We start from the raw sequence: 19,761 nt of genomic DNA on the forward strand, positions 1-19,761 counted from the left end.
CCCCGCCCCGCCCGACCGCCCCGGCCCGGCCCGGACGCCCCGGCCGGACCACGCGCTGCCCGCGGCCGGCCTGCCCGTACCGGACAGCTATCCGCCCGACGCGTACCCGCTCGACAGCGCCGCGTACCGGCGCGCCACCCACGCCGAGGGCGCCCACGACCGCGAGGCGGGCGAGCCCGGTGCGTTCGCGGCCGAACCCTTCCTGCCGGGCCAGGCTGTCCCGGAACCCCGCAAAGACACCACCTTCAAGGAGTAGACACCATGACGACCGATATGCCGTCCGGTCAGGTCTCGGACCTGGACTGGCTGCTGAGCGGACTGGTCCAACGCGTGCCCTACACGCGCAGCGCCGTCCTGCTCTCCGCAGACGGGCTGGTGAAATCCGTGCACGGCATGGACCCCGACAGCGCCGACCACATGGCGGCCCTCGCCGCCGGCCTGTACTCGCTGGGCCGCAGCGCCGGGGCCCGCTTCGGGGACAACGGGGACGTCCGGCAGGTGGTCGTCGAGCTGGACTCCACGCTGCTGTTCGTCTCCACCGCCGGATCCGGCACCTGCCTCGCCGTCCTCTCCGGGCGCGAGGCGGACGCCGCGGTCCTCGGCTACGAGATGGCGATGCTGGTCAAGAGCGTCCGCCCCTATCTGACGACCCCGCTCCGGCAGCCGGCCGGGGCGCCGTTCACCCCGGGGATCTGAGGATGCCGGCCCCGCAGGACGGGCCCCTGCTCGACGACGCGGCCGGCCGGCTGATCCGCCCGTACACGATCAGCAACGGCCGCACCCGGCCGTCCACCGCGTTCGACCTGCTGTCCCTGATCATGGCCACGGGCATCGAGCCGGACATTCCGCTCGGCCCGGAGCACACCGTAGCCCTCGGCCTGTGCGAAGGGCCGATGTCCGTCGCCGAGATCGCCGCACACCTCCGGCTGCCCGCGGTCGTCGCCAAGGTCATCCTCTCCGACCTGGTCGCCTGCGGCGCCGTCACCGCGCACGCCCCCGCTTTCCACGACATGCCCACCGACCGATCCCTGCTGGAGGCAGTGCTCGATGGTTTACGACGACAGCTCTGACCGCACCGGAACCTCCGAGTTCTTTCCCGTCGCCCTCAAGGTCCTGGTCGCCGGCGGATTCGGCGTCGGCAAGACGACGTTCGTGGGAGCGGTCAGCGAGATCGCCCCGCTGTCCACCGAGGAACTGCTCACCCAGGTCAGCGTGGGAACGGACAATCTGGACGGCGTCGAGTCCAAGACGGCCACCACCGTCGCCATGGACTTCGGCCGCATCACCCTCTCCGAACAGCACGTGCTCTACCTGTTCGGCACACCGGGCCAGGAGCGCTTCTGGTTCATGTGGGACGAGCTCTCCCAGGGCGCGCTCGGCGCCGTGGTGCTGGCCGACACCCGACGCCTCGCCGAGTGCTTCGCCGCGGTGGACTTCTTCGAACGACGCGGCATCGGATTCATCGTCGCCGTCAACGAGTTCGACGGCGCCTACCGCTACGAACCGGACGAGGTCCGCGCCGCGCTCGACCTCGGGCCCGAGGTGCCCGTCGTCCTGTGCGACGCCCGGATCGCCAGCTCCGGCACGGGCGCCCTCGTCACCCTCGTACAACACCTCATCAACGCCACCTCGGCGCCCGCCCCACTCCAGACCTTCGGAGCCCACCCGTGACATCCTTCGCCACCGGCCGGATGCTCCTGACGCCCACCGACCGGCACGGCCCGGCCCGCGCACAGCGGCTGCGTAAGCTGGATCTCGGCGAACGCCCCGACGCCTCCTACGACAACTTCGACGCCTTCGCCGACAAGGTGGCCGAAGTCACCGCCACGCCCTTCTCGATGGTCAACTTCATCGACGAGAACCGGCAGTTCTTCGCCGGACTGCACACCCCGGCGGGCAACCGAGGTGGTCAGGACCTCGGTTCGGCCGCGGCGGGCAGCAACCGCAGCAGCCGATACATGGCCCGCGACCACGGCTACTGCCCGCACGTCCTCGTCCGGCGCAAGGCCCTCGTCCTGGACGACGTCTGCGACTACCCGCGCTTCGCGGGCAATCCGGTGGTGGACGACATAGGCATCCGCTCCTATCTCGGGGCGCCGTTGATCGACCGCACCGGCATCGCGCTGGGCACCGTCTGTGCCGTCGACACCGTGCCGCGCCCCTGGGGGCGGGCCGGGCTCGACACCATCAAGTCGCTCGCCCATGAACTCGTCCGCCAGATCGACGACCGGGAGGGCCACCACCCCCTCTGACGCCGACCCGCCCCGCAGGCGGTGCTGGCGCGGCTCAACTCCCGGGCGGCGCACCGGTGCTGCCCCGCAGGACCACGTTCCCCTCGATCCGCAGCACCCTGGAGCGCCCCGCCCCCGACGGTGTCCGCAGCGCGAGGGCGATCACCTGCTCGCCCATCTCGGTGAGCGGCAGCGCCACCGTGGTCAGCGGCGGCGACAGCTCCCGTACGACGGGGATGTCGTCGAACCCCGCGAGCGACATGTCCTCGGGCACGCGTATGCCGGCCTCCCGCAGCGCTGCGAGCGCGCCGACCGCCATCACATCGGTCACCGCGAACACACAGGTCGGCCGCGGGCTCCCGGCGGCCAGCAGCCGCCGTGCCGCCGCGTGCCCGCCCTCCCGGGTGAACGCGCCCCGCACCACCCGTTCCAGGGTGATGCCCGCCCCAGCGAGCCCCTCGCGGAACCCGGCCAACCGGTCGGCCACCGTGGTCAGTTCGGGAGGCCCGCTCAGCACCGCGAACTCCCGGTGCCCCAGCGCCACCAGCGAGGCCGCGAGCGCCGCCGCCCCGGCCCGGTTCTCCGGCTGCACGGTGTCCACCCGCATGGACCGGTGCCGGCTGACCACCGCGACCCGGCCGCCCGCCCGGACGTACGGCTCCAGCTCCGCGTCCATCGCCCGCTCCCAGGCCCGGTCCTGGAAACCGGAGCCGATCAGCAGGATGGCCCGCGCCCGCTGGGCCCGCAGCATCGAGACGTACGCGATCTCCCGGGCCGGTTCGCGGAAGGTGGAGGCGAGCATCACCAGCAGATCCTGTTCGGCGGCCGCGCGCATCACCCCGCCGGCGATGCCCGCGAAGTAGGGGTCGCCGACGTCGTGGCAGATCAGCCCGACCGTACGGTTGCCCTCGGCGCTCGCGAGGGCCTGGGCGTGGGCGTTGGGGATGTAGCCGAGCCGATCGGCCGCCGCGCGGACCCGGCCGCGCAGATCGTCGCGGACCCGGGTGGTGCCGTTCAGCGCCCGGGACGCGGTGGCGAGCGAGACGCCCGCCTCGCGCGCCACCGCGTCGAGCGTCACATGGGCGGCGGGGGCCCGTCGTCGCGTATCGGGGTGTACCGGTGTTTCCCGTTCACTCAACTCGACCCCCAGGGGTGCGGTGGTGGCAGGGCCCCGAAACTTCGGGACGACCTATTGACCGTGCGAGGGAGCAGTCATTAGCGTGGCGGCACCTTACCAGAAAGCGCTTTCTGAAAGCGCCTTCAGAGCAGGGCCCGCAGCATCGCAGCATTGCACAGCTCTCCACAACTGCCCCCGAAGTCCAGGGAGTTCACCGTGAGTCAGAGCGCGCTGACCAAGCGCCCCGCCGATGTGGCGGGGGTCGCCCGCAGGGCCGGTCCCACGACCGGCGAGCGGCTCGCCCGCGCGGCGGAGCAGAGCTGGCGGCCCCTCGCCCTGCTGCTGGCCGCGCTGGTGGTCTGGTGGGTGATCGCGGCCGCCGAGCTGATCGAGCCCTATCTCGTGCCGTCGCCCGGTGCGACGCTCGACGTCCTGACCTCGAAGGCCGGTTACCTCTGGGAGCACACCTGGGTGACGACGTACGAGACGCTCCTCGGCTTCGTCATCGCGGTCGCCGTCGGCGTGCTCGCCGCGGTGGTGATGGTGTACTCCTCGACGGTGGAGCGCACGCTCTACCCGATCCTGCTCTTCGCCCAGGTCGTGCCGAAGATCGCCATCGCCCCGCTGTTCGTGGTGTGGCTCGGCTTCGGCATCGCCCCCAAGATCCTGATCGCCGTGCTCATCGCCTTCTTCCCGGTGGTGATCTCGATGGTCACCGGGCTCAAGGCGGTGGACCCGGAGATGCTCCAACTGTCCGCCACGATGGGGGCGAAGCCCTGGCAGACCTTCGTGAAGATCCGCTTCCCGGCGTCCCTGCCGCACCTGTTCTCCGGCCTCAAGGTGGCCGTCACCCTCGCGGTGACCGGCGCGGTCGTCGGCGAGTTCGTCGGGGCGAACGAAGGGCTCGGCTACGTCATCCTCCAGGCCAACGGCAACCTCGACACCCCGATGCTCTTCGCGGGGCTGCTGGTGATGTCGCTGATCGGCGTCGTGCTGTTCGTCGTCGTCGAGATCGCCGAGAAGCTGCTCCTGCCGTGGCACGCCAGCCGCCGGGAGTCCTCGGCCACCACCACGTACTGATTGCTCAAGTCGCCCCACGTACCTCCCCGTTGCGAGAAGGGCCAGCCCATGCAAGCGCGCAGACTCCTGATCGGTGTCGTACCCCTCGTCCTGGTGGCCACCGCCTGCGGCGGCGAGGACGCGTCGACCAGCACCAGCGACTCCGGCAAGAAGCTGGACAAGGTCACGCTGACGCTCAACTGGTATCCGTACGGCGAACACGCGCCGTTCTACTACGGCGAGCAGCAGAAGATCTTCGAGAAGCACGGCATCGACCTGGACATCCGGGCGGGCCAGGGCTCCCAGAAGACCGTCCAGGCGACGGCCGCCGGGCAGACCGACTTCGGCTGGGCCGACACCCCGGCCCTGCTCGCGGGAGTCGATCAGGGCGTGAAGGTGAAGAGCCTCGGCGTCTTCCTCCAGACCACCCCGGCCTCCGTGCAGTCCTTCGACGCCAAGGGCATCGAGGGGCCCGCCGATCTGAAGGGCCGGACCATCGCCGGGACGGCCGGGGACGCGCTGTCCAAGACCTTCCCGATCTTCCTGAAGAAGAACGGTATCGGGGAATCGGACGTCACCGTCCAGAACACCGACCCGGCGGGCAAGATCGCCGCGGTGATCTCGGGGAAGACCGACGGGCTGCTCGGCTACGCCAGCGACCAGGGCCCGACCATGCAGGACAAGGCCAAGAAGCCGGTCTCCTACCTCCGCTTCTCCGAGCACGGGCTGAACTTCTACTCCAACGGGCTGCTCGCCGGTCAGAAGATCCTCAGCTCGAAGCCGGAGGTGGCGGAGCGCATGGTGAAGGCGGTCAGCGAGGCCTGGGCGGCCGCCGCGAAGGCGCCCGAACCGGCGGTGGCGGCGATGGAGGGCGCCTCCGAGCAACTGCCGCCCAAGGGCGTGCTGTCCGAGCAGTTCACGACGACGCTGACCCTGCTCCACACGTCGGCGACCGAGGGCAAGGCGCCCGGCGTCAACACCGAGGAGGACTGGCAGCAGACCATCGACGTGTTCGCCGAGGCGGGCATGGTCACGAAGCCGAAGGCCGTGGGGGAGTACTGGGACACCGAGACGGCGCTGAAGGGATGACGATGCCGAAGCAGCAGACGACCCCGCGCGCCCCGTCGGCAGCCGGGGCGGGCCCGGCGGCCGGGGTCCGGCTCGCGGATGTGGCGGTCCGCTTCCGTAGCAAGAAGCGTGATGTCACGGCGCTCAGCGATGTCTCGCTGGATGTGGCGCCGGGCGAGTTCGTGGCCATCGTCGGCCCGTCCGGGTGCGGCAAGTCCACCCTCCTGAAGCTGGTGGCCGGCCTGCTCACCGCCTCCTCGGGCGACGTCCTGCTCGGCGGCGAGCGCGTCACCGGGCCCCGGCACGACATCGGTTACGTCTTCCAGCGCGCGGCCCTGCTGGAGTGGCGCTCGGCGCTGCGCAACATCCTGCTCCAGGCCGAGATCCGCCGCATGGAGCCGGCGCGGGCGCGCGGCCGGGCCGACGAACTGATCCGGATGACCGGACTGACCGGCTTCGAGGACGCCTACCCGCACGAACTCTCCGGCGGTATGCAGCAACGCGTGGCGCTGTGCCGGGCGTTGCTGCACGAACCGCCCGTCCTCCTGATGGACGAGCCGTTCGGCGCGCTGGACGCCCTCACCCGCGAGCAGATGAACACCGAGCTGAACCGGATCTGGCGGAACACCGGCACCACGGTCCTGCTGGTCACCCACTCCATCTCGGAGGCCGTCTACCTGGCCGACCGGGTCGTGGTGATGAGCCCCCGCCCCGGCACCGTCACGGAGATCATCGAGGTGGGCCTGCCCGCCGAGCGCGACTACAGCGAGACGCTGGGCCGCCCGGAGTTCCGGGCGGCGGCGGCACACATCCGCGACCTGCTGGGGGCGGTGTCGGCGCACGACTGAGGGCGTTGACGGAAGGGGAGTCGGTCCCGGGCGGGGTTTCCTGCCCGGGACCTTCGCGTTAAGGGGTCTAACGAAAGCTATTGCGATGAGCGCTCTCCGAAGTTATGGTCTCTAACAGAAGCGAGTTATTCAAACGCACGTGCTCCTGCTTCCCTCGCTGCCTCCGCCCGAAGGGACCTGTCATGACCACTGCCCAGCCCCTCCACTCCGTCCTCGGCTCCGGACCCGCCGGTACCGCCCTCGCCCGCGAGCTGGTCCGCCGGGGCCACCGGGTCCGGCTGGTCGACCGATCGGGGAGCGGGCCCGCGCTCGAAGGCGTCGAGCGGTTCGCCGCTGATGTCGCCACCGCCGAAGGTGCTCGCGCCGCCGTGGCCGGGGCCGCTGTCGTGTACCACTGCGTCAACGTCGGCTACCACCTCCAGGTGGAGGTCATGCCGAAGATCCAGGAGGCGGTCCTCGGGGCGGCCGAGGCGGTGGGCGCGCGGCTGGTCGTGCTCGACACGGTCTACCCGTACGGGGAAACGCACGGCGCGGTGATGACCGAGGACAGCCCGTGGAACGCCACCACCCGCAAGGGCCGGATGCGCGCCCAGCTCGACGCCCGCTACCTCGCCGCCCACCGCGAGGGCCGGCTCCCCGTCGTCCTCGGGCGCTCCGCCGACTTCCTCGGGCCCGGGGTCCTCAACTCCACGCTCGGCGGGGCCGTCTTCCCCGCCGCGCTCACCGGGCAGCCCGTGCCCGCGCTCGGCGACATCGACCTGCCGCACAGCTACACGTACATCGAGGACGTCGCGACCGGCCTCGCCACGCTCGGCGAACATCCGGACGCCGACGGGCGGGTCTGGCACCTGCCCACCGCACCGGCACGCACCACCCGCCAGATCCTCGCGCTCGTCGAGGAACGCACCGGCCGGCCGATCGACCTCACCGTGGTCGCCGAGCCCCGCCCCTTCGGCCCGTTCGACGAGACCTTCATGGCGGAGTACGCCGAGATGTTCTACCAGCACACCGAACCGCAGATCCTCGACTCCTCCGCCGTCGAGAAGGCCTACGGACTCGCCCCCACCCCGCTGGAGACCGCGCTCGACGCCACCCTCGCCTGGTACGGGGAGTTCCTCGCCGCCCACCGCTGAGAAACGGCCCGGCCCCGGGCGTCGTACCGCACACCCGGGGCCGGACCGTGGACGCCGTCGCTCAGTAGCGCAGCCGGGACAGATACCGATAGCTGGCCCGCGCCGAGGCGAACGGATCGGCCGGGGCGTCGTGCTCCACCAGCCACTGCCTCACCCCGCCCTGCCGCGCGGTGTCGAACATCGCCGGGAAGTCCAGGATCCCCGACCCGACATCCGCGAAGTCCCCGTTAGGCGCCATGTCCTTCACATGGAGCGCGGGGAAGCGGCCCCGGTGCCGGACGAACAGTTCGCCCGGGTCGGACGAGCCGCCGTCGGCCGCCCAGTACAGGTCCAGCTCGAAGCCGACCAGCTCCGGATCGGTCTCGTTCAGCAGGATGTCGTACAGGCTGACGCCGTCCACCACTTCATGGTCGCTGCCGTGATTGTGGTAGAGCAGCTTCAGCCCGGACTCCCGGGCGGTCAGCCCCGCACGGTTGAACTGCCGTGCTACCTCCCGGTATCCGTCCGGCGAGTGCAGCGAACCCGGCAGGCTCGGCACCACGATCCACTGGCCGCCGAGAGTGTGGACGTCCTCCAGCGCCTGCGGCAGCCCGGACCCGGTCACGATGTCGTAGCCGACGTGCTCCAGCACCGCCTTGAGGCGCATCCGGTCCAGCATCTGCCGTATCGCGGCGGGGGAGTTGCCATGCCGCCCGCTGACGCCGACCGTCGCGTACCCGATCTCCGCCAGCTGCTCCAGCGTGCCCGCGAAGTCCTCCGCGAGCGGCGTCCGCATGGTGTACAGGTGCATGCCGATCCCTGACGGCGGGATGCGCCGACAGCCCCGCCGGCCGCCCGCGACGGCCGGGGCCGCGCCCAGCCCGACGGCGGCCACCGCCCCCAACGCCGTACCGAGAAAGGCTCTTCGGGCTCCGTTCACGTGCTTCGTTGCCACAGGACTCCTCACTTCACATCGATGCGGACGGCGCCGGTGCTCGTGTCGCCCTTGTCGTCGGTGACCGTCAGATGCGCGGTGTAGGCGCCCTTGCGGTCGTAGGTGTGCGTCGCCGTCGCGCCCTCGGGCCCGGACGGCTTCACGTTGTCGCCGAAGTCCCAGTGGTACGAGGCGATCGTGCGGCCCTCCGCGAGCTCGACCGTGCTGCTCAGCGACACGGCGAGCGGTGCGCTGCCGGATGCCGGTTGGGCCTTCAGCGCCACCGTAGTCCCGGCCTCCTTCTCCACCCCCGGGCCGTTGAAGTGCAGCCAGTCGACCGAGAGCAGATCGGCCTTGTCCGGACCCCAGTCCGGGTTGGTGAATACCGCGTACAGCGTGGTCGTGGAGCCCGGATCCTTGAGCTCCGTCGTCGGCGAGACCACCTTCTCGTAGCCGCCGGTGTTCGGGATCTCCACCGAGCCCAGCAGCTCTCCGGTGGGGGAGCCCGCGCGGAACTCCACCGTGCCGCCGAGCCCGCCGGACGACGCGCCGACCGTCACCGATTCGACGCCCTGGAGGTTCACCGGGTCGAAGCTGACCCAGTCGCCGTCCTCGATCTCGATCAGCCGCTTCCCGCCGGACGCGTCGTCCCGACTGCCGATGTCCGCACCGCCGTTGGCGCCGCCCGTCGCCGTACGGTGCTCGGCCTCGCGGAAGGAGGTGCGCAGGGTCAGCGAGGTGGAGCCGGTCAGCGCGGGAGCGTCCGGTGCGCCCTTGTCCTCGTACTGGGCGGTGATCCCGTAGTAGAGGTTCTGCCCCGGACCGTGACTGTCCCCGGCGTCGGTGACGATCTCGCCGGTGCAGCCGGTGTAGTTGTCCAGCGGATGCAGATGGGTGTCATGGCCGAGCTGTGACTGCACCACGACCCGCGAGCAGTCGATCGGGCCGCTCCCACCGTCCTCCTCGTCGGTCACCTCCACCGTGAAGGGGATCGTGTCCCCGAAGCTGAACATCCCGCCGTCCGGCGGCTGTTGGATCGTCACCTCGGGCCGGGTGTTGCCCACCGTGATGTCCCGCACCGCGAGCGCCGTCAGCTCGTCGGGGCCGGTCACGGTGAGCCGTGCGGTGTGCAGCCCCTTCGCGGTGTACGTGTGCGAGGGGTTGGCCTCGGTCGAGTCCGTGGTGCCGTCGCCGTCGAAGTCCCAGGCGTAGCTCACCGGTTGATCGCCGGGCAGCCCCGATCCCTCGCTGGAGAATGTCACTTCCAGCGGGTCCGGTCCGCTGTCCCGGTCGACGGAGATCTTGGCGTCGGGCAGCCGTCCGTCGCCGACGTAGTCGATCCGGTAGATGCCCGCGCCCTCGTTGCTGCCGCCGCGGCCCGTGCCGCTGCCGAGGCCGAAGTCGATGACGTACAGCGCTCCGTCGGGACCGAAGTCCGCGTCGAAGGGCTGGTTCCACTCCATGTCCTCGAAGATGCCGTTGATCGACTGGAGGTCACCCGCCTTCACGGGGTCGAACCGGGGATCGGTGAACGTCTGGTCCTCGCTCTGGAACGAGAACGTCTTGAACCAGCGCCGGGTCAGCTCGTAGTTGAAGGCTTTGCCCTCGAAGTACTCGGGGAACTTGGTGCGGTAGGTGTTGTCCGGGTCGTAGTCGTAGACCGGACCGCCCATCGGACCGCCGCCACCGGTGCCCACCTCCGGGAACTCGGCCGAGGCGGAGTAGGCGTACCAGACCGTCGCGGGCTGGGCCGGCGGCAGCTCCCGCAGACCGGTGTTGTTCGGCGAGTCGTTCACCAGCGCCCCGCAGTCGAACTTCGGACCGGACGTCTTCGTCGCGAAGTCGTAGTCGTTGAACGGGGTGTTGTTCCCGACGCAGTACGGCCAGCCGAAGTTGCCCGCCTCCGTGATACGGGTGTACTCGACCGTGCCCTCCGGACCGCGGTCCGCCACCGCCTCGCGGGCGTCGGGGCCGTAGTCCGCGACCATCAGCGCCCCGCTGACCGGATCGGTGGTGATGCGGAACGGGTTGCGCATGCCCATCGCGTAGATCTCGGACCGCGTCTTCTCCGTGCCCGGGGCGAAGAGGTTCCCCTCCGGAACGGAGTACGTGCCGTCGTCCTCGGGAGTGATCCGCAGGATCTTGCCCCGCAGATCGTTGGTGTTGCCCGCGGTGCCCTGCGCGTCCCAGGCGCGGCGGCCCTCGCCCTCGTCGATCGGTGTGAAGCCGTCCGAGGCGAACGGGTCGGTGTTGTCGCCGGTCGCCGCGTACAGGTTGCCGTCCTTGTCGAAGGCGAGCGAACCGGCCATGTGCGAGTTGGCCCGACCCTCACCGCGCAGTGTGGGCACGGTCAGCAGCCGCTTCTCGGACGCCGGGTCGACGGTGTTGCCGTCCGCGGTGAAACGGGACAGGTTCAGCCGCTTCTCGACCTTGTCGGAGTACAGCAGGTACAGCCAGTTGTTCTCCGCGAACCCGGGGTCGAGCGTCAGACCCAGCAGCCCGTCCGACTGGCTGGTCATCTCCGGCGTGTACGCGAAGTCCAGCGCGGTGGAGACCTTCATCGTCTCCTGGTCGACGACCTTCAGCTTTCCGGTCCGCTGGGCGAAGAACACCCGGCGGTCGGGGGCGACGGCCAGCTCGAACGGGTCGGCCAGGTCACTCGTGGCGAGCGGGGTCCGCTGGAACGAACCGGTGCGCGTGGCGGTGCAGTCGCCCTCCGCCGCGCCGGCCGCCCACTGGATGCCGCCGAGCAGGTGCTGGACGAAGGCCTCCTCCTCGAAGGACGCCTTGTCGTGCCCGCCCGCCGTGAACCAGGAGCGGCCTCCGTCGTAGTTCTGGCACCAGGAGAACGGATGGTCCACGCCCTCGTCGAGCCCGTCGATGCCGTCGCGCACCTTGATCTGGGCGAGGGTGTGCACCTTGGACGTGGGGTTGGTGCGCCAGTTGTACCACTCCTCCTGGCGCTCCCAGAGGTCGGGCAGGTGCTGGGTCGAGGGGTGCGCGTGGTCGAGGACCTTGATCCGGCCGGTCTGGGGCACGGGGTGCTTGTCGAAGATCGCGCCGACCAGGCCCTCGTACCACTCCCAGTCGCGCTCGCTGGCGGACGCGGAGTGCAGCCCGACCCAGCCGCCGCCCGCCCGGATGTACCGCTGGAGAGCGGCCCGTTCCTCGGCGTTTAGCAGGTCACCCGTCTCGGGCGTGGAGTTGGTGTTGTTGAAGACGACGGCCTGGAAGCGGCCCAGGTCCGCGTCGTTGAAGACCGACGAATCGGCGGTGGCCTCCACCTCGAAGTCGTGCTCGGCTCCGAGTTTCTTCACCGCCTCGATCCCGGCCGGGATCGAGGGGTGGTCGGAGTTGGTGACCTCGGAGTAGACGAGCACCCGGTACGAGGGGGCCGCCTGCGCGCCGGCCGGCGAGGCCACCAGCAGGGCGAGGACCAGCGCCAGGAGCGAGGTGATGGCGATGAGGGGGGAAGGGCCGCCGGGGGATCGGCCGACGCGGCCGGCCCGGCGTAACGAACGGCGTCTCATGGGGCGCTCCCTGTGCGGTAGAAGCCGACTGTGGGGTATAGAAAGCGCTTTCTGAAGTACGCCGTTCAGAGTAGGTTCAGCCCTCCGGCGGGGTCAATGGGTCTGCAGTGCCCACCGGGCCGGTACGGCGCGAGGCCGGGCGCGGGTGGATGTCGGTGCTGGGCGCTACGGTCGAATCGAACCCGGCGACAGGCCGCCGGGCTGTGGAAACGGAGACCCGGGATGACCGCCGACCCCACGATCACCGCCGCCGACGTCCGCTCGGCCGCGCTGTCCCTGCCCGACACCACCGAGAAGCTCGCCTGGGGGCAGCCCACCTTCCGGGTGGCCGGCAAGATCTTCGCCTCGCTCGGCGACGACGAGACGGCGATGGGCGTGAAGTGCCCCCGGGAGGACCGCGCCGAGCTGATCGCCGCCGAGCCGGAGAAGTTCTTCATCCGCGAGGGGCACGACGACCACTACGCCTGGATGCGCGTCCGGCTGTCCGCGCTGGAGGACGCGGAAGAGCTGGCCGCCATCCTCGCCGATTCCTGGCGGCAGGTCGCCCCGCGTCGGCTGGCGGCGGCGCATCCGGAGCTGGACGTGGCGGCGGAGGGCGAGCCGGGGGAGGGCGGCCTCGCGGAGGGCGACTGAGGGCGGCGGACGGTCCACGGGGGCGGGTGTGACAGACGCGGAGGCCGGCAGCGGTTGTCGCGGCGGGGCGGCCGTCCGCGTCAGGGGCGCAGGAATCCGGCGATCCGTGCCCGCAGGCCCTCCGGGTCCAGGCCGTGCGCCGCGAGGTGCTCCTCCATCTGCCCGTACCGGCGCAGCTCGGCGCGGCCCACGCCCAGCCCGAGCACCCGGTGGGGCAGGTCCATGAGCGCCTCGCCCGCCGCGACGGCGGAGGTGCCCGCCAGATACGGCTCCACGACCACCACATCCGCGGTCGAGGCCGCACCGGCGGCCCGGCGCACCCCCGCGGCGTCGAACGGCCGCACGGTCGTCGCGTACAGCACGGCCAAGTCGAGGCCCTCGGTGGCGGCGAGCACGTTGTCGAGCATGGGGCCGACCGCGATCACGGTCCCGCGCCGCCCTTCGCGCACCACGGTGAACCCGCCCGCGCCGCCCACCGGCCGCGCCTCCCGGTTCGCCTGGAGCGAGAGGCGTACGTACACCCGGTCGTCGCCGTCGACCGACCCCCGCAGCAGGGCCTCGGCCTCGTCCGGATGGCCCGGCACATGCACGGTCCAGCCGTCGAGCGTGTCCAGCAGGGCGACGTCACCGGGTGCCATATGGGTGAAGCCTCCGGCCGGCCAGTCGTACGAGCCACCGGCGCTCACCAGGATCCCGCCGACCCCCTGATGCCCGAAGTCCAGCTTGACCTGCTCGAACGGGCGCTCGACCAGGAAGCTGGCGAAGGTGTGCACGATCGGCCGCAGCCCGGTCAGCGCCATCCCCGCACCGGCCCCGACCAGCAGCTGCTCCCGGATGCCGACGTTCACGACCCGGTCCGGGTGGGCGCGCCGGGCCGGGGCGAAACCGTCGGCGCTGATGTCGGCGAGCACGACGGCCAGCCGGGGTTCCTCGTCGAGGAGCTGCGAGGTGGTGCTGATGAATCGGTCACGCATGGTGTCCATGAGGGGTCCCTCCCGGGGTATCCGGTGTGCGAATCGGCGGTGGTGCGGGGTGGTCGCGCGGTCGGCGCGGTCAGTTCTTGGGTTCGACGCGGGCCACGACGGCCAGCGGTTCGCCCGGGTGGGGTGTGGTGAACGCCGCGTACAGGGCCTGGTGGTCGCGGCCGTCCACGGTCACCGCCGTCCATCCGGCGGACGCGAAGCGGGAGGCGATGCCGCCGGGCCAGCCGTGGGTGGCGGAGGCGTTGTCGATCACCAGCGTGTGCAGCTGGTCGAGCCCGGCCGGGCCCGCGTGGGCGATGGCCTCGTGGTTGCTGCCCTCGTCCAGCTCGGCATCGCCGATCAGGACCCATACCCGGGGGTCGGTGCGGCCCTGGGCCCGCAGCCCCAGCACGGTTCCGACGGCGAGCGGCAGCCCGTGCCCCAGGGACCCGCTGCCGATCTCCGCGCCCGGCACCAGCAGCCGGTCCGGGTGATGCCCGAGCGGTGAGTCGTACGCCCCGAAGCCGGGCAGCAGCTCCTCGCCGAAGAAGCCGTGGGCGGCGAGGACCGCGTAGTACGCCATCGGCCCGTGCCCCTTGGACAGCAGGAAGCGGTCCCGCTCGGGGTCGTCGACCGAGTCCGGTGTGACCCGGAGCACCCTGTTGTAGAGCACCCACAGGGCGTCGAGCGTGGAATGGGCGGCGGGCGCGTGCTTCTCGTCCCCGGTCATCAGGGCGATCAGACGCGGCAGGTCCCGGAAATCGGGGTCGGGTGCGGGGGCGGAGGTGGGTGCGGCCTGGCGGCCGGGGGCCGGTGCGGCGGTCGTGTTCGTCATGGCACCGAGCGTTCAACATCAACCTTGGTTGAGGTCAAGCGCGGAATGGTGTTGGTGACCACCTGCCGGAGTGCGGTATTGTTCTCATGCGCGTTCAGCCAGGGGAAACCCCAGGTCAGACGCAGCGGGACGTGGCGCAGCTTGGTAGCGCACTTGACTGGGGGTCAAGGGGTCGCAGGTTCAAATCCTGTCGTCCCGACTCGAAAGAGTCGTTGATCGAGGGCCGGTATCGGAGAAATCCGATACCGGCCCTCGATCGTTTCGGGACCAGGTGGGATCCGGGTGGGGGGCGAATGCCGTCGGCTCAGGTGTCGCAGTGGCCGCAGCCGTCGTCGCCGCGTCGACCGTCGTGGTCCTTGTAGTCGTCGTGGTGCCGGACCCAGTTCATGATTCCAGCCTCCTCCTGGCGTCCGAAGGGTGTCAGGTCCAGGTAATTGAAGGTTCCGTTGAGGAGATCGGTGCCACGTGAGTACGTGGAGTAGGTGTGAAAGACCCGATCGCCCTCGCGGAGGAATACGCTCAGACCGTGCTGCTCGCCGCTCAGAGCCCACGACCCGATTCCGGCCTCCCGTAGTTCTTCCTTCGTGCGGAAGTTGAAGAGGACGGGCGTCACGGACTCATCCATCGTGACGTGGAAGTCATAGTTGAACGTCGTGCCGTGAGAGGAGAACCAGGGAAAGGTCCACCCCATGCGTTCACGAAACTTCGCGATATTCGCGAACGGTGCGCGCGAGATCGCGGCGAAGGATGTTCTGGCCGCGTTCAGGTGCGCCAAGTGGCCGATGTTGTCGGCGAGGAGTGAGCACCCGGTGCAGCCGGCTTCCCAGTCGGGGTCCAACATGAAGTGATAGACGATGAGTTGATGACGGCCATCGAACAGGTCGACAAGGGTTGTCGTGCCGTTCGGGCCGTCGAAGACATACGGTTCGGTGATCTCGACCATGGGCAGTGCCCGGCGCCGTGCGCTGAGGTCGTCCCGCTCCCTGTCGAACTGCTTCTCCCGGGCCAGCAGTTCCTTCCGGGCCGCTAACCATTCTTCCCTCGATACAATCTTAGGCCTGTCCATTTCCGGGCCTCGCCTCCGTCGTGCTTTTCGGGTTTCGGTACCTTATCGGACGCGGGAAGGGTCGGGATGAGGAAGTCCGCATGCACGTGGTGGACAGCGGACCGGAGCTCACCGCCGAATTCGGGCTGGGCTCGCAGGGACGATGCGATGTGTCCGACCCGAGGGGTGAAGTCGTAGAGCTGCGCCGACGTCGGTCGGCGCCTGAGATCAATCGCCCGGAACCGACCTGAGGAGGCGGGACAACTGCCGGCAGTAGTACTCGTTCACGGCCTGTACCACCGCCCCGAGCACTTCGACGCGGTGGCGGAACGCCTGCGGACCGGGGGAGCGCAGGTCATCGTTCCCGAGCTTCACCGCGGCTCGCTGCCTGCTGACACCGCGGTGGTCCAGGCGGCCGTCGACGCGCAGGCGGAGCCTCCGCTCGTGCTCGGTCACTCCTACGGCGGCTCGGTGATCACCGGCGTACGCGGAGCGCGGCATCTGGTCTATCTGGCGGCCTTCGTGCCGGACACCGGTGAAAGCGCCGCCACGCTGGGCGGGGCGTCCCCGCGCCTCCGGGACGCGATCGTTCCCGAGCCCGACGGATCGACCAGCCTGCGTCCCGACCGGGCTGCCGACGTCCTGTACCACGACTGTTCCGCGCCCCTCGCCGCCCGGGCCGTCGCCCTGCTCCGCCCGCAGGCCCCCGGCTGCGGGCGAGGAGTTCCGGCGCACAACAGCTGGAAGGACACCCCCTCCACCTATGTCGTCTGCGGCCGGGACCGGGTCATCGACCCTGCTCTGCAACGGAGGATGGGCGCGCGCTGCACCGAGGTACGCGAGTGGCGGACCGGGCACTCTCCGTTCGTCGGGCAGCCCGATTTCCTCGCGGAGCTGCTGCGCGAGCTGCTCGAACCCGTGCTCCAGCCGTAGTTGGCGATGATCCCGTGGGGCAGAGTGGGCCCATGTCCACCTACGAGACGATGCCGTTCCACCTGGAGACCGAGCGCCTGATACTCCGGCCGTGGGCCGAGTCCGACGCCGCCGATTTCGCCGCGCTCCTCTCGGAACGCGGCAACGGTACACCCCCGGTCGAGCGCATGCGGAAGTCCATCGCGGAGCTGCTGGCCGCCACGGAGACCACCGGGATCGCCCTGCTGCCCGTCCAGCGCCGCGAGGAGGGCGACTTCATCGGCTACTGCGGGTTGATCATCGGCCGTACCACCCTGGAGGAGCCCGAGATCGCGTACGAGCTGTTCCAGCACGCGCACGGGCGCGGCTACGCCACCGAGGCGGCCGGTGCGGTGCTCGAAGCCGCCGTGGCGACCGGGCGGAAGCGGCTCTGGTCGACGGTGGGGGTGTGGAACGCGCCGTCGCTCCGTGTTCTGGAGAAGCTCGGCTTCGAGCGGGATCACGTCACCACGGAGGACAACGGCGAAGTGGTGTGGCTCACGCGCACGTTGCCGTGAAGTGGGGCCGCCGCGCTTGGGGAGCGCACTCCACGACGACCATGCCTTCCCCCCCTCCCTCTCCTCACCTCATCAGTTGCGGCCGCCGCGCTGCCAGCGCTGGGAGGTGAGCGACACGGGTCCACCGGCGAGCCGGTCCGCCAGCGGCTGGAGCAGGGTCCGCGCCTCGTCCGGGCGCGCCCGCACGGCCGCGACCAATCCCGTCGTACGGTCCTGGTCGTCGTCGACCAGAGCGGCCACGAAGGTCGGCCGCTCGTCCGCGTCCACGGCCGACAGCCACTGCTCGGCGTCGCCCGGCGTGCGGGTGTGCGGCGACCACCGGGCGGTGACGAGCGTGTACAGGACGTCCACCGCCGGTTCGCGGTGCAGCAGCACCACCACCGGGTCGGCCATGAAATCCTGGTAGAGACCGGCCTTCCAGAACGGCTCCTCGGTCGCGAACCGTTCCGCCGCCGCCCGGTCGGCCAGGTCGACCACATGGACGCTGCCCGTGTGCTGCTCCCCGTCGTCGGACAGGGTGGGCCCGCGGAGTATCAGCCCGTCGGCGAACCGGTCCATATAGGACCAGTGCTCCTCGCAGAGTTCGGCCAGCTGGTCCGCGACATCCGGCTTGTCCTGTGCATGTACGTAGAACGGCATGCCGGAACCGTACCCGGGCGCTCCTGAGCAGGTGGCGCGCTTCGTGCGTACGGCCGACGTTAACCGTTGCGTCACGACCTCTTCCGTTCTGTTCGGTTCTCTTGGAACATCCTGTTCGCTTCTGTTCCCCACACTCCAAGAGGCCCCTCACTCATGGCTGATATGAATCGACGCCGCTTTTTCCAGATAGCGGGCGCCACGGCGGGGTTCGCCGCGCTGTCGGGCAGCATCGACCGCGCCGCCGCCATCCCCGCACACCGTGCTTCCGGGACGATCGAGGATGTCGAGCACATCGTCGTCCTGATGCAGGAGAACCGTTCCTTCGACCACTACTTCGGGGCGTTGAAAGGGGTACGGGGGTTCGGCGACCCGCGGCCCGTGACGTTGCCGAGCGGGAAGTCCGTCTGGCACCAGGCCGACGCGGCGGGCAAGGAGACCCTGCCGTTCCACCCGACCGCGGACGACCTGGGCATGCAGTTCCTCCAGGGCCTCAACCACGACTGGGCGGGCGGCCACCAGGCGTACAACGACGGGCGTTACGACCGCTGGATCCCGGCGAAGACGCCGACGACCATGGCGTACCTGACCCGGGACGACATTCCGTTCCACTACGCGCTCGCCGACCGCTTCACCGTGTGCGACGCCTACCACTGCTCGTTCATCGGGGCCACCGACCCCAACCGCTACTACCTCTGGTCGGGGCACACCGGCAACGACGGCACCGGCGGCGGGCCCGTCCTCGGCAACGAGGAGCGCGGGTACGGCTGGACGACGTACCCCGAGCGGCTGGAGGAGGCCGGGGTCTCCTGGAAGATCTACCAGGACATCGGCGACGGTCTGGACGGCCCCGGCGGCTGGGGCTGGATCGACGACGCCTACCGGGGCAACTACGGCGACAACTCGCTGCTCTACTTCGACAAGTACCGCAACGCCCAGCCCGGCGACCCGCTGTACGACAAGGCGCGCACCGGTACGAACGTGGCCGGCGGCGACGACTACTTCGACGGGATCGCCGCCGACGTCCGCAACGGGAAGCTGCCGCAGATCTCCTGGGTGGCCGCGCCGGAGGCCTTCACCGAGCACTCCAACTTCCCCTCGAACTACGGCGCCTGGTACATCGCGCGGCTGCTCGACGCGCTGACGTCCGACCCCGAGGTGTGGAGCCGGACCGCCCTGTTCATCACCTACGACGAGAACGACGGCTTCTTCGACCACGTCGTACCGCCCCACCCGCCGACCTCCGCCGACCGCGGCCTGTCCACGGCCGACACCTCGACCGAGGTGTACGCGGGCGGCTCCTCGTACGGCCCCGGTGTCTACGGACTCGGGCCGCGCGTACCGATGCTGGTCGTCTCGCCCTGGAGCACCGGCGGCTACGTGTGCTCCGAGACCTTCGACCACACCTCGGTGCTCCGGTTCATGGAGCAGCGCTTCGGTGTGCGCGAGCCGAACATCTCACCCTGGCGGCGTGCCGTCTGCGGCGACCTGACCTCCGCCTTCGACTTCGCCCGCACCGAGCCGGCCCCGGACGACCTGCCCGACACCTCCGCCTACGAGCCGCCGGACCGCGAGCGGCACCCCGACTACCGGCCCACACCGCCCGCCGTCGGTTCGCTGCCGAAGCAGGAGCCGGGCAGCCGCCCTGCCCGGCCGCTCCCGTACGCCCCGTACGTCGATGCCGCCGTCGACATCGGCACCGGGAAGATCGCGCTCACCTTCAGCCCGGGAACGGCGGCCGGCGCACAGTTCTACGTCACCTCCGCCAACCGGACCGATGTCCCGTGGACGTATACCGCCGAGGCGGGCAGGACGGTGGCGGACGCCTGGAACTCCGCGTACTCCGGCGGCACCCACGACCTCACCGTCCACGGCCCCAACGGCTTCCTGCGTACGTTCAGGAGCCCGGGTTCCACCGCCGGCCCCGAGGTCACCGCCCGCCACAACGACGGGAGCGGCAACCTCGACCTGACGCTCACCAACCCCGGCGACACCGAGGTCCGCCTCACTCTCGCCAACGCCGACGCGTACGGGGGAGCGGAGCAGACGGTCACCGTCCGGCCCGGCGCCACGGTGTCGCGCACCATGGACCTGCGGGCCGGCAAACGCTGGTACGACGTGTCCGTCACGGCCGAGGGCGACCCGGTCTTCCTGCGCCGCTTCGCCGGTCATGTCGAGACGGGGGAGGTCGGGGTCAGCGACCCGGCGACGGCCACGGGCTGAGGACGGGACCCGGCGGCAACGGAGAACGGCGGGCCCGGACCGTCCTCGGTCCGGGCCCG

The 19,761-nt window shown here is 70.5% G+C and carries 19 protein-coding genes, 1 tRNA gene and 1 pseudogene; 14 read left to right on the top strand and 7 right to left on the bottom strand.

Annotated features, from left to right (window positions below; translation table 11 throughout):
* From G3I54_RS11255 to G3I54_RS11275, 5 genes and pseudogenes are all read left to right on the top strand, one after another.
* Nucleotides 1–256 (top strand): annotated as a pseudogene (locus G3I54_RS11255) (ATP-binding protein); the annotation flags it as partial.
* 5 nt (nucleotides 257–261) lie between these two features.
* Nucleotides 262–696 (top strand): roadblock/LC7 domain-containing protein, encoded by a 435-nt coding sequence (locus G3I54_RS11260; protein ID WP_164613632.1) that lies wholly within the window; start codon nucleotides 262–264, stop codon nucleotides 694–696.
* Between the two features lie 2 nt (nucleotides 697–698).
* Nucleotides 699–1,070 (top strand): DUF742 domain-containing protein, encoded by a 372-nt coding sequence (locus G3I54_RS11265; protein ID WP_030076475.1) that lies wholly within the window; start codon nucleotides 699–701, stop codon nucleotides 1,068–1,070.
* On the top strand, nucleotides 1,048–1,671 hold the full coding sequence (locus G3I54_RS11270; protein WP_164613634.1) for an ATP/GTP-binding protein: 624 nt from the start codon (nucleotides 1,048–1,050) through the stop codon (nucleotides 1,669–1,671). Before G3I54_RS11265 ends, G3I54_RS11270 begins: the two co-directional genes overlap by 23 nt.
* Nucleotides 1,668–2,252: a GAF domain-containing protein gene (locus G3I54_RS11275; protein ID WP_164613636.1), complete on the top strand. Its 585-nt coding sequence runs from the start codon at nucleotides 1,668–1,670 to the stop codon at nucleotides 2,250–2,252. Before G3I54_RS11270 ends, G3I54_RS11275 begins: the two co-directional genes overlap by 4 nt.
* Before the next feature lie 34 nt (nucleotides 2,253–2,286).
* On the opposite strand, the gene G3I54_RS11280 is transcribed toward G3I54_RS11275, so the two are convergent.
* On the bottom strand, nucleotides 2,287–3,309 hold the full coding sequence (locus tag G3I54_RS11280; protein WP_164613706.1) for a LacI family DNA-binding transcriptional regulator: 1,023 nt from the start codon (nucleotides 3,307–3,309) through the stop codon (nucleotides 2,287–2,289).
* Nucleotides 3,310–3,564: 255 nt separating this feature from the next.
* Between G3I54_RS11280 and G3I54_RS11285 the strand changes: the two genes are divergently transcribed.
* From G3I54_RS11285 to G3I54_RS11300, 4 genes are all read left to right on the top strand, one after another.
* The gene (locus G3I54_RS11285; RefSeq protein ID WP_164613638.1) at nucleotides 3,565–4,428 is read left to right on the top strand and encodes an ABC transporter permease; all 864 of its coding nucleotides are present in this window, start codon (nucleotides 3,565–3,567) and stop codon (nucleotides 4,426–4,428) included.
* A gap of 48 nt (nucleotides 4,429–4,476) precedes the next feature.
* A complete protein-coding gene (locus G3I54_RS11290) occupies nucleotides 4,477–5,496 on the top strand; it encodes an ABC transporter substrate-binding protein (RefSeq protein WP_164613640.1) in 1,020 nt (339 codons plus the stop codon).
* A complete protein-coding gene (locus G3I54_RS11295; RefSeq protein ID WP_164613642.1) occupies nucleotides 5,493–6,323 on the top strand; it encodes an ABC transporter ATP-binding protein in 831 nt (276 codons plus the stop codon). The genes G3I54_RS11290 and G3I54_RS11295 overlap by 4 nt, the downstream gene beginning before the upstream one ends.
* A gap of 182 nt (nucleotides 6,324–6,505) precedes the next feature.
* Nucleotides 6,506–7,456, top strand: coding sequence for an NAD-dependent epimerase/dehydratase family protein (locus tag G3I54_RS11300; RefSeq protein WP_164613644.1), 951 nt, complete (start codon nucleotides 6,506–6,508; stop codon nucleotides 7,454–7,456).
* Between the two features lie 61 nt (nucleotides 7,457–7,517).
* Here the strand turns inward: G3I54_RS11300 and G3I54_RS11305 are convergent, their stop codons facing one another.
* Both G3I54_RS11305 and G3I54_RS11310 read right to left on the bottom strand, forming a co-directional pair.
* The gene (locus G3I54_RS11305) at nucleotides 7,518–8,246 is read right to left on the bottom strand and encodes a sugar phosphate isomerase/epimerase (protein WP_239144333.1); all 729 of its coding nucleotides are present in this window, start codon (nucleotides 8,244–8,246) and stop codon (nucleotides 7,518–7,520) included.
* Nucleotides 8,247–8,398: 152 nt separating this feature from the next.
* The gene (locus tag G3I54_RS11310) at nucleotides 8,399–11,899 is read right to left on the bottom strand and encodes a ThuA domain-containing protein (RefSeq protein WP_164613646.1); all 3,501 of its coding nucleotides are present in this window, start codon (nucleotides 11,897–11,899) and stop codon (nucleotides 8,399–8,401) included.
* Nucleotides 11,900–12,121: 222 nt separating this feature from the next.
* On the opposite strand from G3I54_RS11310, the gene G3I54_RS11315 reads away from it, so the two are divergent.
* The gene (locus G3I54_RS11315; protein ID WP_164613648.1) at nucleotides 12,122–12,532 is read left to right on the top strand and encodes an MmcQ/YjbR family DNA-binding protein; all 411 of its coding nucleotides are present in this window, start codon (nucleotides 12,122–12,124) and stop codon (nucleotides 12,530–12,532) included.
* 80 nt (nucleotides 12,533–12,612) lie between these two features.
* Here G3I54_RS11315 and G3I54_RS11320 read toward each other — a convergent pair whose 3' ends face one another.
* Both G3I54_RS11320 and G3I54_RS11325 read right to left on the bottom strand, forming a co-directional pair.
* Nucleotides 12,613–13,515 (bottom strand): transketolase C-terminal domain-containing protein, encoded by a 903-nt coding sequence (locus G3I54_RS11320; RefSeq protein WP_164613650.1) that lies wholly within the window; start codon nucleotides 13,513–13,515, stop codon nucleotides 12,613–12,615.
* A 70-nt stretch (nucleotides 13,516–13,585) separates the two neighbouring features.
* Nucleotides 13,586–14,329, bottom strand: coding sequence for a transketolase (locus G3I54_RS11325; protein ID WP_164613652.1), 744 nt, complete (start codon nucleotides 14,327–14,329; stop codon nucleotides 13,586–13,588).
* A 125-nt stretch (nucleotides 14,330–14,454) separates the two neighbouring features.
* On the opposite strand from G3I54_RS11325, the gene G3I54_RS11330 reads away from it, so the two are divergent.
* A tRNA-Pro gene (locus G3I54_RS11330) sits at nucleotides 14,455–14,528 on the top strand.
* Nucleotides 14,529–14,633: 105 nt separating this feature from the next.
* Here the strand turns inward: G3I54_RS11330 and G3I54_RS11335 are convergent.
* Nucleotides 14,634–15,395, bottom strand: coding sequence for a DUF899 domain-containing protein (locus G3I54_RS11335; RefSeq protein WP_164613654.1), 762 nt, complete (start codon nucleotides 15,393–15,395; stop codon nucleotides 14,634–14,636).
* Nucleotides 15,396–15,638: 243 nt separating this feature from the next.
* Here G3I54_RS11335 and G3I54_RS11340 point away from each other — a divergent pair, with 243 nt between their 5' ends.
* Together G3I54_RS11340 and G3I54_RS11345 are read left to right on the top strand one after the other, a co-directional pair.
* The gene (locus G3I54_RS11340; protein ID WP_164613710.1) at nucleotides 15,639–16,307 is read left to right on the top strand and encodes an alpha/beta hydrolase; all 669 of its coding nucleotides are present in this window, start codon (nucleotides 15,639–15,641) and stop codon (nucleotides 16,305–16,307) included.
* 32 nt (nucleotides 16,308–16,339) lie between these two features.
* The gene (locus tag G3I54_RS11345; RefSeq protein WP_164613656.1) at nucleotides 16,340–16,843 is read left to right on the top strand and encodes a GNAT family N-acetyltransferase; all 504 of its coding nucleotides are present in this window, start codon (nucleotides 16,340–16,342) and stop codon (nucleotides 16,841–16,843) included.
* Nucleotides 16,844–16,915: 72 nt separating this feature from the next.
* Here the strand turns inward: G3I54_RS11345 and G3I54_RS11350 are convergent, their stop codons facing one another.
* A complete protein-coding gene (locus tag G3I54_RS11350; protein ID WP_164613658.1) occupies nucleotides 16,916–17,482 on the bottom strand; it encodes a YciI family protein in 567 nt (188 codons plus the stop codon).
* Nucleotides 17,483–17,635: 153 nt separating this feature from the next.
* Between G3I54_RS11350 and G3I54_RS11355 the strand changes: the two genes are divergently transcribed.
* Entirely contained in the window at nucleotides 17,636–19,702 is a 2,067-nt protein-coding gene (locus tag G3I54_RS11355) for a phospholipase C, phosphocholine-specific (protein WP_164613660.1), read from the top strand.
* Nucleotides 19,703–19,761 lie beyond the last annotated feature (59 nt).

Source organism: Streptomyces sp. SID14515 (assembly GCF_010548505.1).
In the GTDB taxonomy this organism is placed as follows: domain Bacteria; phylum Actinomycetota; class Actinomycetes; order Streptomycetales; family Streptomycetaceae; genus Streptomyces; species Streptomyces caviscabies.

Excerpts from the sequence above, each read along its gene's own strand:
- G3I54_RS11265 (WP_030076475.1), top strand. The coding sequence starts at position 699 with ATGCCGGCCCCGCAGGACGGGCCCCTGCTCGACGACGCGGCCGGCCGG.
- G3I54_RS11310 (WP_164613646.1), bottom strand. The coding sequence starts at position 11,899 with ATGAGACGCCGTTCGTTACGCCGGGCCGGCCGCGTCGGCCGATCCCCC.
- G3I54_RS11300 (WP_164613644.1), top strand. The coding sequence starts at position 6,506 with ATGACCACTGCCCAGCCCCTCCACTCCGTCCTCGGCTCCGGACCCGCC.
- G3I54_RS11345 (WP_164613656.1), top strand. The coding sequence starts at position 16,340 with ATGTCCACCTACGAGACGATGCCGTTCCACCTGGAGACCGAGCGCCTG.
- G3I54_RS11270 (WP_164613634.1), top strand. The coding sequence starts at position 1,048 with ATGGTTTACGACGACAGCTCTGACCGCACCGGAACCTCCGAGTTCTTT.
- G3I54_RS11260 (WP_164613632.1), top strand. The coding sequence starts at position 262 with ATGACGACCGATATGCCGTCCGGTCAGGTCTCGGACCTGGACTGGCTG.
- G3I54_RS11315 (WP_164613648.1), top strand. The coding sequence starts at position 12,122 with ATGACCGCCGACCCCACGATCACCGCCGCCGACGTCCGCTCGGCCGCG.
- G3I54_RS11350 (WP_164613658.1), bottom strand. The coding sequence starts at position 17,482 with ATGCCGTTCTACGTACATGCACAGGACAAGCCGGATGTCGCGGACCAG.
- G3I54_RS11295 (WP_164613642.1), top strand. The coding sequence starts at position 5,493 with ATGACGATGCCGAAGCAGCAGACGACCCCGCGCGCCCCGTCGGCAGCC.
- G3I54_RS11335 (WP_164613654.1), bottom strand. The coding sequence starts at position 15,395 with ATGGACAGGCCTAAGATTGTATCGAGGGAAGAATGGTTAGCGGCCCGG.
- G3I54_RS11325 (WP_164613652.1), bottom strand. The coding sequence starts at position 14,329 with ATGACGAACACGACCGCCGCACCGGCCCCCGGCCGCCAGGCCGCACCC.
- G3I54_RS11320 (WP_164613650.1), bottom strand. The coding sequence starts at position 13,515 with ATGGACACCATGCGTGACCGATTCATCAGCACCACCTCGCAGCTCCTC.
- G3I54_RS11290 (WP_164613640.1), top strand. The coding sequence starts at position 4,477 with ATGCAAGCGCGCAGACTCCTGATCGGTGTCGTACCCCTCGTCCTGGTG.
- G3I54_RS11355 (WP_164613660.1), top strand. The coding sequence starts at position 17,636 with ATGGCTGATATGAATCGACGCCGCTTTTTCCAGATAGCGGGCGCCACG.
- G3I54_RS11305 (WP_239144333.1), bottom strand. The coding sequence starts at position 8,246 with ATGCACCTGTACACCATGCGGACGCCGCTCGCGGAGGACTTCGCGGGC.